General features: G+C 73.4%; 17 protein-coding genes. 4 read left to right on the top strand and 13 right to left on the bottom strand.

Features of this window, described 5'->3' with window-relative positions:
* Positions 1–4: 4 nt before the first annotated feature.
* The 8 genes from ruvB to ACL03H_RS21865 all read right to left on the bottom strand — a co-directional run bounded on the left by ruvB (position 5) and on the right by ACL03H_RS21865 (position 5,517).
* Positions 5–1,084 (bottom strand): Holliday junction branch migration DNA helicase RuvB, encoded by a 1,080-nt coding sequence (gene ruvB, locus ACL03H_RS21900; RefSeq protein WP_412813177.1) that lies wholly within the window; start codon positions 1,082–1,084, stop codon positions 5–7.
* Entirely contained in the window at positions 1,081–1,677 is a 597-nt protein-coding gene (gene ruvA, locus ACL03H_RS21895) for a Holliday junction branch migration protein RuvA (protein WP_412813176.1), read from the bottom strand. The genes ruvB and ruvA overlap by 4 nt, the downstream gene beginning before the upstream one ends.
* Positions 1,674–2,261 (bottom strand): crossover junction endodeoxyribonuclease RuvC, encoded by a 588-nt coding sequence (ruvC, locus tag ACL03H_RS21890; protein WP_412813175.1) that lies wholly within the window; start codon positions 2,259–2,261, stop codon positions 1,674–1,676. The genes ruvA and ruvC overlap by 4 nt, the downstream gene beginning before the upstream one ends.
* A gap of 179 nt (positions 2,262–2,440) precedes the next feature.
* Entirely contained in the window at positions 2,441–2,947 is a 507-nt protein-coding gene (locus tag ACL03H_RS21885) for a DUF4262 domain-containing protein (RefSeq protein WP_412813174.1), read from the bottom strand.
* Positions 2,948–3,019: 72 nt separating this feature from the next.
* Positions 3,020–3,772: a YebC/PmpR family DNA-binding transcriptional regulator gene (locus tag ACL03H_RS21880; RefSeq protein WP_412813173.1), complete on the bottom strand. Its 753-nt coding sequence runs from the start codon at positions 3,770–3,772 to the stop codon at positions 3,020–3,022.
* A 44-nt stretch (positions 3,773–3,816) separates the two neighbouring features.
* Entirely contained in the window at positions 3,817–4,461 is a 645-nt protein-coding gene (gene pdxT / locus ACL03H_RS21875) for a pyridoxal 5'-phosphate synthase glutaminase subunit PdxT (protein ID WP_412813172.1), read from the bottom strand.
* A 28-nt stretch (positions 4,462–4,489) separates the two neighbouring features.
* On the bottom strand, positions 4,490–4,798 hold the full coding sequence (locus ACL03H_RS21870) for an AzlD domain-containing protein (protein ID WP_412813171.1): 309 nt from the start codon (positions 4,796–4,798) through the stop codon (positions 4,490–4,492).
* Entirely contained in the window at positions 4,795–5,517 is a 723-nt protein-coding gene (locus ACL03H_RS21865; protein WP_412813170.1) for an AzlC family ABC transporter permease, read from the bottom strand. The genes ACL03H_RS21870 and ACL03H_RS21865 overlap by 4 nt, the downstream gene beginning before the upstream one ends.
* A gap of 71 nt (positions 5,518–5,588) precedes the next feature.
* On the opposite strand from ACL03H_RS21865, the gene ACL03H_RS21860 reads away from it, so the two are divergent.
* Entirely contained in the window at positions 5,589–6,137 is a 549-nt protein-coding gene (locus tag ACL03H_RS21860; protein ID WP_412813169.1) for a helix-turn-helix domain-containing protein, read from the top strand.
* Between the two features lie 94 nt (positions 6,138–6,231).
* On the opposite strand, the gene pdxS is transcribed toward ACL03H_RS21860, so the two are convergent.
* Complete coding sequence (gene pdxS, locus ACL03H_RS21855) at positions 6,232–7,137, bottom strand: pyridoxal 5'-phosphate synthase lyase subunit PdxS (RefSeq protein WP_412813168.1); 906 nt, start codon at positions 7,135–7,137, stop codon at positions 6,232–6,234.
* Between the two features lie 240 nt (positions 7,138–7,377).
* Between pdxS and ACL03H_RS21850 the strand changes: the two genes are divergently transcribed.
* Positions 7,378–9,453: an elongation factor G-like protein EF-G2 gene (locus tag ACL03H_RS21850; protein ID WP_412813167.1), complete on the top strand. Its 2,076-nt coding sequence runs from the start codon at positions 7,378–7,380 to the stop codon at positions 9,451–9,453.
* A 158-nt stretch (positions 9,454–9,611) separates the two neighbouring features.
* Here the strand turns inward: ACL03H_RS21850 and ACL03H_RS21845 are convergent, their stop codons facing one another.
* The 3 genes from ACL03H_RS21845 to ACL03H_RS21835 all read right to left on the bottom strand — a co-directional run bounded on the left by ACL03H_RS21845 (position 9,612) and on the right by ACL03H_RS21835 (position 11,252).
* Positions 9,612–10,100 (bottom strand): hypothetical protein, encoded by a 489-nt coding sequence (locus ACL03H_RS21845; RefSeq protein ID WP_412813166.1) that lies wholly within the window; start codon positions 10,098–10,100, stop codon positions 9,612–9,614.
* A gap of 85 nt (positions 10,101–10,185) precedes the next feature.
* The gene (locus ACL03H_RS21840) at positions 10,186–10,392 is read right to left on the bottom strand and encodes a DUF397 domain-containing protein (RefSeq protein ID WP_412813165.1); all 207 of its coding nucleotides are present in this window, start codon (positions 10,390–10,392) and stop codon (positions 10,186–10,188) included.
* A complete protein-coding gene (locus ACL03H_RS21835) occupies positions 10,389–11,252 on the bottom strand; it encodes a helix-turn-helix domain-containing protein (protein ID WP_412813164.1) in 864 nt (287 codons plus the stop codon). The genes ACL03H_RS21840 and ACL03H_RS21835 overlap by 4 nt, the downstream gene beginning before the upstream one ends.
* 172 nt (positions 11,253–11,424) lie before the next feature.
* Between ACL03H_RS21835 and ACL03H_RS21830 the strand changes: the two genes are divergently transcribed.
* Positions 11,425–11,736, top strand: coding sequence for a hypothetical protein (locus tag ACL03H_RS21830; RefSeq protein WP_412813163.1), 312 nt, complete (start codon positions 11,425–11,427; stop codon positions 11,734–11,736).
* Here the strand turns inward: ACL03H_RS21830 and pgsA are convergent.
* Positions 11,712–12,329, bottom strand: coding sequence for a phosphatidylinositol phosphate synthase (gene pgsA / locus ACL03H_RS21825; protein WP_412813162.1), 618 nt, complete (start codon positions 12,327–12,329; stop codon positions 11,712–11,714). The genes ACL03H_RS21830 and pgsA overlap by 25 nt on opposite strands.
* A gap of 196 nt (positions 12,330–12,525) precedes the next feature.
* Between pgsA and ACL03H_RS21820 the strand changes: the two genes are divergently transcribed.
* A complete protein-coding gene (locus ACL03H_RS21820) occupies positions 12,526–13,065 on the top strand; it encodes a YceI family protein (RefSeq protein ID WP_412813161.1) in 540 nt (179 codons plus the stop codon).
* The last annotated feature ends 70 nt before the right edge of the window (positions 13,066–13,135 follow it).

The following is a 13,135-nucleotide window of genomic DNA, read 5'->3' as shown; positions in this document are numbered from 1 at the left end:
TCCGCTACTCGAACAGGGCCGCCTGGGACTCGCCGGGCGCGTGGGGCGGCGGGGGCAGCCCGACGTGCTGCCAGGCCGCCACCGTGGCCACCCGGCCGCGCGGGGTGCGGGCGAGCATCCCCGCGCGCACCAGGTACGGCTCGCAGACCTCCTCGACCGTGGTCGGCTCCTCCCCCACCGCGACGGCGAGCGTGGAGACGCCGACCGGTCCGCCGTGGAAGGAGCGGACCAGCGCCGAGAGCACCGCCCGGTCCAGCCGGTCCAGGCCGAACTCGTCGACGTCGTAGACCTCCAGCGCGGCCCGCGCCACCGCGACGGTGACCGCGCCGTCCGCGCGCACCTCGGCGTAGTCGCGGACGCGGCGCAGCAACCGGTTGGCGATGCGCGGCGTCCCCCGGGAGCGGCGGGCGATCTCGGCGGCGCCGTCGGTGCGCAGGTCGACGCCGAGGATGCCCGCCGAGCGCCGCACCACCCGCTCCAGCTCCCCGGGCGAGTAGAACTCCATGTGCGCGGTGAAGCCGAAGCGGTCGCGCAGCGGCCCGGTGAGCGTGCCGGAGCGGGTGGTCGCGCCGACCAGGGTGAACGGGGCGATCTCCAGCGGGATGCTGGTGGCGCCGGGGCCCTTGCCGACGACGACGTCGACGCGGTAGTCCTCCATCGCCAGGTACAGCATCTCCTCGGCGGGGCGGGCGATGCGGTGGATCTCGTCGATGAACAGCACGTCGCCCTCGGCGAGGTTGGACAGCATCGCCGCGAGGTCGCCGGGCCGCTCCAGAGCGGGTCCCGAGGTCACCCGGATCGCGGAGCCCAGCTCCGCCGCAATGATCATCGCGAGGCTGGTCTTGCCGAGCCCGGGCGGGCCGGAGAACAGCACGTGATCGGGCTGCTCGCGGCGGTTGAGGGCGCCGTGCAGCACCAGCTGGAGCTGCTCGCGCACCCGGGGCTGGCCGACGAACTCGTCGAGCCTGCGCGGACGCAGCGTGCTCTCGACGTCCTGCTCCGCGGTGTCCTGCTGCGGGTCCAGCGGTGCCTCGCCCGGCAGCGGGGCGGCCGGGAAGTCCTCGTACGACGGGCCGTCGCTCATCGCGGGCCCAGCGTCGCCAGCGCCTTGCGCAGCACGGCGGCGGTGTCGGCGGGCGCGCCGTCGGCGGCGAGCACCGCCTCCACGCTCTGCTCGGCCTGCTTGGCGGAGAACCCGAGGCCGACCAGGGCCTCGGCGACCTCGGTGCGCACCTGGCCGCGATCGGGGGCGCCGGGCCGCTGGGCGGAGCCCGCGAGGGTGCCCACCTTGTCCCGCAGCTCCAGGATCAACCGCTCCGCGCTCTTCTTCCCGATGCCCGGGACCTGGGTGAGCACGGTGAGGTTGCCGTCGGCGAGCGCGTGGCACAGCTGCTCGGGTGAGAGCACCGCCAGCGCGGCCAGCGCCAGCCGCGGCCCCACCCCGGAGGCCGTTTGCAGCAGCGCGAACAGGTCGCGGGACTCGACGTCGGCGAAGCCGTAGAGGGTCAGCGAGTCCTCGCGGACGATGAGGGTGGTCCACAGCCGCACCTGCTCTCCGCGGCGCAGTCCGGCGAGCGTGGCGGGGGTGGCGTGCACCGCGTGGCCGAGGCCGCCGACTTCGACGACGGCGTGGTCCAGCCCGATGGACAGCACCGGGCCGTGCACTGAGGCGATCATCGGATCGAGTCCCCCCTGCCCGCCGAGGAGCGTCGGGCGTCCCGCAGGCGCTGCCGGTGCGCGCGGGCCAGCTCGGCCGCCTTCGCCTCCGCCTCCGCGAGCCGGTCGCGCATCGGCGCCCGCCAGATGTGGCAGACGGCCAGCGCGAGGGCGTCGGCGGCGTCGGCGGGACGCGGCGCCTCGCTGAGCCCGAGCACCTTGGTGACCATGAGCGTGACCTGCCGCTTGTCCGCGCGGCCGGAGCCGCTGATCGCGGCCTTGACCTCGCTGGGCGTGTGGAAGGCGACCGGCAGCCCGCGACGCGCGGCGGCCAGCGCCACCACGCCGGAGGCCTGGGCGGTGCCCATCACGGAGCGCACGTTGTGCTGGCTGAACACGCGCTCGATCGCCACCACCTCGGGCTGGTGGGCGTCCATCCACTGCTCGACCGCGTCGGCCACCGCCTTGAGCCGCATCGGCAGCTCGTCGCCGGGCGGGGTGCGCACGACGCCGACCGCCACGCACGAGATGTGCCGGTTCCGCCCGCCGTCGACCACGCCGATCCCGCACCGCGTCAGCCCGGGGTCGACTCCCAGCACCCGCACGACGTCCTCCTCGCTCTCCGGCCGCCCCCGGCGGGAGCGGACCACGGCCGGGCGCAGCCGCGACGAGCGGGAACACCCGTTCGACAGCCTAGACCCCGGCCGGGGGCGGACTGCCGTCCGACACACCCGATGATCGCCCGTTCGCGGGAACCGGCGGGGACCGGCCCCCTCCTCCCGGGTCAGGGGCCGTCGACGCCCGGGGTCCAGCGCTCCGGCGCTCCGCTCTCGGTGAGCACCGGCTGGTACTCGGCGAACCCGCCGGGCGCGTCCGGCTGCCACGGGAAGGCCCCGCCCGGCGCCGAGACGATGAGCTGCAGCGCGGGGAAGTCGCCACCCTGGTAGACGGCGAAGGCGCTGCCCAGGAACTCCGGGTAGTGCTGCTTCGCGACCCGCTCGAAGGTGACCGGGCAGTCCCGCAGGAAGCCGTCGTAGAGGCTCCCCGGCGAGAAGCGCTCACCCGCGGCGGCGCGGCGCACGTAGGTGTCCACCACCGCCTGCGCCACGTCGCGGGGCAGGCCGATCACGACGACCTCGGGCTTGCCGAACCGCCGCCACGCCCCGACGGAGAAGGCGTAGGCGGCGCCGGCCTCGTCCGCCGCCACGTGCACCACGGCGGCGCCGTCCCGCTCCGCGGTGTCCACCAACCACTGCCGCAGCTGCTCTTCCGTCTCCGCCACGAGTGCCATTCTGCCGATCTCATCCGTTCGGGCGAACCCCGGGCACCGGGTCCGATCATCCCCCTCGCGGGCCCCGGGTGATCAGGTGTCGAGCTCGGCCATGACCTCGTCGGGGGCGTCGAAGTTGGCGTAGACGTTCTGCACGTCGTCGCAGTCCTCCAGCGCGTCGATCAGCTTGAAGACCTTGCGCGCGCCCTCGACGTCCAGCGGCACGCTGACCGAGGCGATGAAGCTCAGCTCCGAGGAGTCGTACTCCATGCCCGCCGACTGCACCGCCTTGCGCACCTCGACCAGGTCGGTCGGCTCGCACTGCACCTCGAAGCTCTCGCCGAGGTCGTTGACCTCCTCGGCGCCCGCCTCCAGCACCGCGCCGAGCACGTCGTCCTCGGTGAGCCCGTTCTTCGGCACGATCAGGACGCCGCGCCGGGAGAACAGGTAGGACACGGACCCGGCGTCGGCCATCGAACCGCCGTTGCGGGTCATCGCGGTGCGGACCTCGCCGGCGGCGCGGTTCTTGTTGTCGGTCAGGCACTCGACCAGCACCGCGACGCCGTTCGGGCCGTAGCCCTCGTACATCGTGGTCTGCCAGTCGGCGCCGCCCGCCTCCTCACCACCGCCGCGCTTGCGCGCGCGCTCGATGTTGTCCACCGGCACCGAGTTCTTGCGCGCCTTCTGCATGGCGTCGTAGAGCGTCGGGTTGCCGTCCGGGTCTCCCCCGCCGGTCCGCGCGGCGACTTCCACGTTCTTGATCAGCTTCGCGAAGAGCTTGCCGCGCTTGGCGTCGACGGCGGCCTTCTTGTGCTTCGTCGTCGCCCACTTGGAGTGGCCGCTCATCTTTCCTCCGTCTTCCCACGCCGCCGCAGGCCGGACCGGGGTCCTCAGCCTGCGCGAACGGTCTGCACGAAATGCCGGTGCACGCGCTCGTCGCCGTGGACCAGCTCCGGGTGGAAGCTGGTGGCGAGCACGCGCCCCTGCTGAACCGCGACGATCCTACCGGCGGCGGGGTCGTCACCCGCGCCGCGCGGGGTGACCTCGGCGAGCACCTCGACCTCCGGACCGACCCGCTCCACCCAGGGGGCGCGGATGAACACCCCGTGCACGGGACCGTCCACCCCGGTGAAGTCCAGGTCGGCCTCGAAGGAGTCGACCTGCCTGCCGAAGGCGTTGCGCCGCACGGTCACGTCGAGCGCCCCGAGCGGCGTCACCCCGGCCTCGGCGCCCCCGACCACCTCGCGGGCCAGCAGCACCATGCCCGCGCAGGAGCCGTAGGCGGGCAGGCCCGCGGCGAGCCGTTCCCGCAGCGGTTCGAACAGCTCGAAGGCGTGCAGCAACCGGCTGGTGGTCGTGGATTCACCGCCGGGCAGCACCACCCCGTGCAGGCCGCGCAGCTCTTCGGGCCTGCGCACCGGGCGGGCCAGCGCACCGCTGCGGTCGAGGGCGGCCAGGTGCTCGGCGACCCCGCCCTGCAGGGCGAGCACGCCGATCGCGGGGGCCGCGCCGGGCGCGGTGGACCTCTCCTGCACTGCTCGAACTCCGTTCCTCTGATCTCCGTCAACCGATCCCGGCGAACCGCAGCCCCGCGGTCACGCCCGCCGCCACCAGCACCACCAGCACGAAGGACGCGCCGCGCAGCGCCAGCACGCCGGCGACGAGCACCCCGGCGATCCGGGCGACGCCGGCGAAACCCCCCGCCTCGTAGGCCGCCCCGATGGCGACGAACGCGGCGAGCAGCACCGTCGCGGCGATCGCCAGCACCCGCTCCCACCGCGGCGGGATCGTGATCCGCCGCCGCAGCAGCGGGCCCGCCAGCCGCATCGCGTAGGTCCCGGCGGCGAGCGCGAGCACGGCCGTCAACGTCACGCCGCCACCTCCTGCCGCTCGGCCTCCGGTCGCGGCCCGCGCCGCACCGGCAGCGCGAGCACCACGCCGAGCAGCGCCACCAGCACCGGCAGCCCGTCGGGCAGCACCGGCGTGGTCGCCACCGCCAGCACCACCCCGCCCAGCACCGCGCGCAGCGTCGGCGCGTCCCGCAGCGCGGGCACGATCAGCGCCAGGATCGCGGCGGGCAGCGCCGCGTCGAGGCCGAACCGGTTCGGGTCGCCGACGACCTGGCCGAGCAGGCCCCCGAGCGCCACCGACGGCACCCAGGTCAGGAAGACCGCTGTCCCGGTGAGCCAGTAGGCGCGGCGCCGCCGGGCGGGGTCGCGCTCGGCGAGGGCGAACGCGACGGACTCGTCCACCATGAGGTGACTGCCCACCAGCCGGTCCAGCCATCGGTTCCCGAGGAGCCCGCCCACGGCCAGCCCGTACGGGAAGTGCCGCGCGTTGAGCAGCAGGCCGCCCAGCACGGCGGTCGCCGGGGCGGCCCCGGCGGTGAGCAGGCCGACGAGCATGAACTCCGATCCGCCCGCGAAGACCGCCGCGGCCGTGAGCGTGATCAGCCACAGCGGCACGCCCTTGGTCACCGCGATGGCACCGAGGGACGCGCCGACGACGGCCAGCGCCGGCACCAGGGCCACCAGGTCCCGGATCAGCTTGTCGCGCCACCACGAGCGCATCGTTCGCCACAACGACCTCATGTTCGTTATCCTGAACACCGGCCAGTGCGTTCGTCAAATCGAACGTTGAGCACGACGAAACGAACATCTTCATGACCTCACCGCTGGAGATCATCTCGGCCGCGCTGCGCCGCGAGCGGGACCGCGTCGGGCTGACGCTGTCCGAGCTCGCCAAGCGCGCCGGAGTCGCCAAGTCCACGCTCTCCCAGCTCGAATCCGGCGCGGGCAACCCCAGCGTGGAAACGCTGTGGGCGCTGGCGGTGGCGCTCGACGTGCCGTTCAGCAGGCTCGTCGAACAGCGCGCTCCGCAGCTGCGGGTCGTGCGCGCCGGGCACACCCCGCTGATCCGCTCCGAGCACGCGCCGTTCGCCGCCGCGATGCTCTCGGCCTGCCCCACCGGGGCGCGCCGGGACCTGCACGTGCTGGAGGTCCAGCCGGGCGATCCGCGCCGCGCGGAAGCGCACCTGCCGGGCACCGTGGAACACCTGGTGATCACGGCGGGCCGACTGCTCGCCGGGCCCGAACCCTCCCCCGTCGAACTCGGCCCCGGCGACTACGCCGCGTTCTCCGGCGACGTCCCGCACCGCTACGAGGCCCTGGAACCCGACACCCGGGCGGTCCTGCTGATGGAACACGTCTGATCCTCGAATCCGCGTCGGTGGCCGTCACCGCCCCGTCGGCGGCGGAGCCGCCGGGGTTCCGCCGCCGCGACAGCCGAGCCACGGGCGGCGGGACTCACCAGCCGCGCGTCGCGTACCGCTGGTCCGCGGGGAGCGCGTCGACGTTGAGGCCGACCATCGCCTCACCGAGGCCGCGGGAGGCCTTCGCGATGACGTCCGGGTCGTCGTAGAACGTGGTGGCCTTGACGATCGCCTCGGCTCGCTTGGCGGGATCGCCCGACTTGAAGATGCCGGAGCCGACGAACACGCCCTCCGCGCCGAGCTGGCGCATCATCGCCGCGTCCGCCGGGGTCGCCAGCCCGCCCGCCGTGAACAGCACCACCGGCAGCTTCCCGGCGGCGGCGACCTCCTGGACGAGGGAGACCGGAGCGCGCAGCTCCTTCGCCGCCGCGTAGAGCTCCTCGGCGTCGAGGGCGGCGAGCCTGCGGATCTCGGCGCGGATCGCGCGCATGTGCCGGGTCGCCTCGACGACGTTGCCGGTGCCGGCTTCGCCCTTGGAGCGGATCATCGCCGCGCCCTCGGCGATGCGGCGCAGGGCCTCGCCGAGGTTGGTGGCGCCGCAGACGAACGGCGTGGTGAAAGCCCACTTGTCGATGTGCAGGGCCTCGTCGGCGGGGGTGAGCACCTCGGACTCGTCGATGTAGTCGACGCCGAGGGACTGCAGCACCTGCGCCTCGACGAAGTGCCCGATGCGGGCCTTGGCCATCACCGGGATGGAGACGGCCTCGACGATGCCCTCGACCATGTCCGGGTCGGACATGCGGGCCACGCCGCCCTGCGCGCGGATGTCGGCGGGCACCCGCTCCAGCGCCATCACGGCCACCGCCCCGGCGTCCTCGGCGATCTTCGCCTGTTCCGGGGTGACCACATCCATGATCACGCCGCCTTTGAGCATCTCCGCCATGCCGCGCTTCACTCCGTCGGTGCCGGTGGTCTGCGTGGGGGCTGCGGTGTCGGTCACGGTCTGCCTTCCCTAGGTCGGGCGCGACGGGATCGCCGCGCACCTCCGACGCTAGCGCCGAACTGGACCACGACCACGGTCCACTCATCCCCTTTCCCCGTAGTCCACTTCCGGGGCGGAAGAACCCCCTCGCCCACGGGCGCGAGCCCGCCACCTCGATCGGGACGCGGTGAACGGCATTGCAGGGCGAGCGGAGCCGGTGTGCGATTCGTGGGAGGAACCACGTCGGAGGGGGCAGCGATGGGCAGCAGGCAGCACGCGCCGGGCGCGCCGGAGGCGCCCGCTCCCGGCGAGCCGAGCGCGATCCGGAACGTGGCCCTCGTCGGCCCGTCGGCCGCGGGCAAGACCACGCTGGTGGAGGCGCTGCTCGTCGAGACCGGCACCATCCCGCGCCCCGGCTCCGTGACCGAGGGGACGACGGTGGGCGACCACGACGCCGCCGCCATCGAGCAGCAGCGCTCGGTGTCGGTGTCGGTGGCCCCGGTGCCGCACCGCGACCACAAGATCAACCTCATCGACACCCCCGGCTACGCGGACTTCACGGGCGCGCTGCGCGCCGGGCTGCGCGCGGCCGACGCCGTGCTGTTCGTGATCGCCGCCGCCGAGGGCGTGGACGCCGCCGCCCGCGCGCTCTGGCAGGAGTGCGCCCGCCTCGACCTGCCGCGAGCCGTGGTGCTGACGCGGCTGGACCAGCACCGGGCCGATCCGGACGCCGCGCTCCGGGACTGCCGGGACGCGTTCGGGGACGGCGTGCTGCCGCTGCACCGGGTGCTGCGCGACGCCGACGGTGCGGCGACCGGCCTGGTCGGCGTCCTCACCGGCACCACCTCCGGTACCGGCGCCGCGCCCGAGATCGGCCGGGACCGCGCCGAGCTCATCGAGGCGATCATCGCCGAGAGCGAGGACGAATCGCTCATGGACCGCTACGTGGAGGGCGAGGAGCTGGGCGAGGAGGAGCTGATCCGCGACCTGGAGACCGCCGTGGCCCGCGGCGGCCTGCACCCGGTGCTGCCGGTGTGCGCGGCCACCGGGCTGGGCCTGCCGGAGCTGCTCGACGGCCTGGTCAGAGGCTTCCCCTCCCCGGTGGAACGCCCCGCCCCCGAGGTCACCGACCCCTCCGGCGGGCACCCGCGCGGGCTCCGCCCCGACCCGGACGGCCCGCTGGCCGCCGAGGTCGTGCACACCTCCGCCGACTCCTACGTGGGCCGGGTGTCGCTGGCCAGGGTGTTCTCCGGGACGGTCCGGCCGGAGCGGGCCGTGCACGTGTCCGGGCACGGCATGGCCGAGCGCGGCCACCCGGACCACGACGAGGACGAGCGCGTCCCGCACCTGTACTCGCCGCTCGGCGCGAACCTCCGGGAGGTGGCGCGCTGCGTGGCGGGCGACGTGTGCGCGCTGACCAAGCTCGGCTCGGCCGAGACCGGCGACACCCTGTCCGATCCGGCGCGGCCGCTGCTCATCTCGCCGTGGCCGATGCCGGACCCGCTGCTGCCGATCGCGGTCACCGCCCGCACCCGCAGCGACGAGGACTCCCTGGCCCGCAACCTGAACCGGCTCGTCGCCGCCGACCCGAGCCTGCGGCTGGATCGCGACGAGGAGACCCACCAGCTCGTGCTGTGGTGCACGGGCGAGGCGCACGCCGACGTCGTGCTGCAACGGCTGCGGGAGGGCGGCGCCGAGATCGACACCGAGCCGGTCCGGGTCGCGCTGCGCCAGACCTTCCGGGCACCGGCGAAGGCCCGCGGCAGGCACGTGAAGCAGTCCGGCGGGCACGGCCAGTACGCGGTGTGCGAGATCGAGGCGCGTCCCGCTCCGCGCGGCACCGGCATCGAGTTCACCGACCGCGTGGTCGGCGGGGCGGTGCCGAAGCAGTTCATCGGCAGCGTGGAGCGGGGCGTCCGGGCCCAGGCCGAGCGGGGCGTCGCGGAGGGCATCCCGCTGACGGACCTGGAGATCACCCTGCTGGACGGGAAGGCGCACAGCGTCGACTCCTCCGACGCCGCGTTCCAGACCGCCGGGGCGCTCGCGCTGCGCGAGGCCGCCGAGCAGGCGGGACTGCTCACCCTCGAACCGGTGGACGCGGTCTCGATCTCGCTGCCCGACGAGCACCTGGGCGTGATCCTCGGCGACCTCTCCAGCCGACGCGGCAAGGTCGTCGGCACCGCGCCGGAGGACACCGGCTGGACCGTGGTGCACGCCCACGTGCCCGCGAGCGAGCTCGTCCGCTACTCGATCAGCGTGCGCTCCCTGAGCTCCGGCACCGCCACCTTCACCCGCCACTTCGAGCGCTACGACCCGATGCACCCGGCGGAGTGAGTCGAGCCCCGTGCCGGCCCGAGACCGGCCACCCTGGCGGTGTCCGTGGCCGCGCGCCGAGGAGCGAGCCGAGTTCTCGACGATCTTCCCGGCCTGGGACGGGGACTGAGCGCGGCCGAGCGGCGCATCGACCGCCCGCCGGTTCGGGGGCCGCCGGTTCAGGGTGCGGCGGGTTCGGATGCCTCGGCCGGGTCGGGGACCTCGGCCGGGTCGGGGGCCTCCGCCGGGGCGGGGGCCTCGGCGGGGTCGAGTTCGCTGTCGTCCTCGACCGGGGGCGGGGTGCGGTCGGCGGCGGGCTGCACGTTGAGCTGGGTCCGAGGGTTGCGCACGTAGGCGGCGGCCTGCTCCGGCGTGAGGCGGTCCGCGATCAGCCCCCAGGGGACCTTGCCGCCGGTCGACGGGTAGCGCATCCACACCGCGTACTCCTCGGCCTCGGTCAACGGGTGCGTCACCGGGGCGACCGAGGCCGCGTCGGTGTCGGTGTCGGTGTCGGTGACCTCGATCTCCCACGCGGCGGTCTCGCGCAGGATCGCGACGGTGTCCGCCGGGACCGCCGAGGCCAGCGGGAACCAGTCGAACTGACCGCTCGCCCAAGCCCTGATCCGGACGTCGTAGACCGCCTCCGAAGCCCCCGCACCCGAAACCACCGCGCCACCCCTCCGCTCGTTCGCACTCTCGCGGCGAGCAGCCTAACCAGCGGCACCGGTGGTGCCCGCACCCGCTCCGCGCCGGTCAGAGCCCCCGGAGGAACGCCGACCAGGCGTCGCGGCCGAACACCAGCGCGGGTCCGGTGGGGTTCTTGGAATCCCGAACCCCCACGCCCGACCGGACCGAGGCCACCTCGACGCAGGCACCACCGCCCTGTCCGCTGCGGCTGCTCTTGCGCCAAACGGCTCCGGCCACGCTCGACGCGCTCGACAGGTGCTGCAGAGTGCTCATCGGAGATCCCCAACCAGTCCGCGGAGGAATCCTTCGGAATCCTCGATCGACAACGCCTTCATTGTCAGTTCCTCGAACACCTGGCGGAAGCGTTCGACCTCCACGACTTCTTCCAGGCAGGCCCCGCCGGACTGGTTCTCGACGTACACGACACCGTGATCGTGGTCCCGCGTGAAGTCGAGCAGGTGGAACGAGCCCAGCTGTCCCCGATGCGGACCGCCCTCGAACGTCATGACCTGGACCGTCACGCGCGGATCGGCGCAGAACTTCACCAACTGCTCGATCTGGTCGAGCATCACCTGCCGGTCGCCGATCACTCGCCGGAGCGCGGATTCGTCGATGATCGCGTGCATCGACAGCGGCGCGTTCGCCCGGTTCAGGGCATCGCGCCGACGCAGACGGGCTTCCGCTTGCTGCTGGAGCCGCGCCGCCGACGCGGACAGGTCGTCGGCGAGCACGGCTTCCGCGTACTCGCGGGTCTGCAGGATTCCCGGGACGAAGCCGAGGTCCCACTCGCGGATCTCACTCGCGCCCCACTCCAGCCCGATGTAGAGCGAGAACCACTCCGGGATGGCGCGGTTGCCGTCCCACCAGCCCTTCTGCTTCGCGACGTCGGCGAGCTGCAGGTACCAGTCGACCCGCTCGGCGGGGACGCCGAAGAACGGGAGCACGATTTCCAGGTCCGGCCCGCTGATCGCGTTCCGCATGCTCTCCATGTGGGCGATCTTGGCCGAGGCGCAGCGCAGCCTGGTGGCGACGTCGCGCTGGGTCAGCCCGGCCGCTTCGCGCAACCGCCGGATCTCCTGCGCGAGCCACCGCCTACCGACGGTCGGGCTGATCGGCGTCGAGCGGTCGTGCATGAGGGACTCGCTTCCCGCTGGGTGCGTGTTCGCCGGCCGGGGCCGACAAGATCACCCGACGGTGATCTATGCGAAGAACATTCACTAAGTAATCTTTACAGCATCATTCAGTGATCAAGCAGGCACTCAAAGTACTTGCCGAATCCGACACCCCGATCACCAGGAGGTCCCCGTGCGCTGCGGCATCGCCCTCTACGAGATCCGCAATCCCGACTCGCTCTCGTCCTACGAGCAGTTGATCTGCCTCGGCGAGCTGCCCGGCGACGAGCCGCCCGGCGTGTGGCAGGACTGCCTCACGGCCTGGGGCCTGGCGAAGCTGCGCGCGCACGAGTGCCGGTTCGGGATGTACTTCGCCGCGGTCCTCCCGCTCGACGAGGGCGGCGCCCCGGACGACGCGGCCGCGGATCTCCTGCTGGAGCGGGACGAGCTGCCCGCGGAGCGGCACTTCACCTGGTCCGGTTACGAGGAGCTGGTGCCCGCCTGAGCCGAGCGGGCGGCGGCGCGCAGGCGCTGGAGGACGGTGATCGCGGACAGGGCGGCGAGCAACCACACCGCCGCGCCCAGGACGAAGGGCACGCCCAGGCCGTGCAGCCCGGTGCCGACGAGGACGAGGACGAACCGCTCCGCCCGCTCCGCCGCGCCGCCGTCCGCGCTGAGCCCGTTGGCCTCCGCGCGGGCCTTGACGTACGAGGTGACCTGCGCGCCCACCAGGCACAGCAGCAGGCCGGCCCCGAGCACCCGGTCCCCGGCGACGACCAGGGCCCACCACACCAGCGCGCCGAACAGGGCGCCGTCAGCGATGCGGTCGCAGCTGGCGTCGAGCACCCCGCCGAAGGCCGACCCCTTGCCCCCGGCGCGGGCCATCGCACCGTCGAGCACGTCGAACAGCAGGAAGACGGCGACCACGACCGTGCCGACGAACAGCTCGCCGCGCGGGAAGAACCACAGCGCCGAGGCGGCGCTGGCGACGGTCCCGGCCACGGTGACCGCGTTGGGGGCGAGGCCGAGGCGGACCAGCGCGGCACCCACCGGGTGCGTCCAGCGGGAGATCGATGCCCGCGCGAAGAGTGTGATCATCGCCTGCTCTGCCAGCCGCCCTGCGCCCCGAATACGTCCTGCTCCATCTTCCGGCAGCGTATCCGGAGCCGCGCCCCCTCCTGGGCGGCAGGCGAGCGGCGCCGAATCAAGTGAAACAGATCACAGCCGGAATAGTTGAACGTTCAACGCCGTTGGCCGAACCGGAATTGATTCCGCATCGCCTTCAGGAGACGCCATGAGCACCGCGACCACGATCCCCGGCTACGTCGTCGGCACCTGGGACATCGACAGCGTGCACTCCGACATCGAGTTCACCCTGCGCCACCTCGGCGTCGGCCGCTCCCGGGGACGTTTCGACGGCTTCAGCGGCGAGATCGTCACCGCCGAGAACCCGCTCGACTCCACGGTCACCGCCGACATCGACCCGGCGTCCATCAACACCGGCAACGGCGACCGCGACGCGCACGTGCGCAACAGCGACTTCCTCGACGTCGAGAAGTTCCCCAAGGCCGGGTTCCGCTCCACCGGCATCCGCAAGGACGGCGACGACTACCTCATCGACGGCGAGTTCACCCTGCACGGCGTGACCAAGCAGGTGTCCCTGGAGGCCGAGCTCGGCGGCTTCACCGACAACGGCCAGGGCGGCACGCTGCTGGGCATTTCCGCCACCACCACCCTCAACCGCACCGACTTCGGCGTCGGCCCCAACGGCAGCGCCATGCTCGGCGAGAAGGTGAAGATCACCCTCGACATCGAGGCGAACCTGCGCGACTGAGCCGGGCGCGAGACGCGGAAGGCCGAGGACGCGGGGTGCGTCCTCGGCCTTCGGCGCGTTCCGGGCGCGG

Origin of the sequence: Saccharopolyspora antibiotica (assembly GCF_047200635.1) — a bacterium.
Taxonomy (GTDB): domain Bacteria; phylum Actinomycetota; class Actinomycetes; order Mycobacteriales; family Pseudonocardiaceae; genus Saccharopolyspora_C.
Note: the sequence above shows the minus strand (reverse complement) of the source record. Positions and strands in the feature narration are given on the sequence as shown.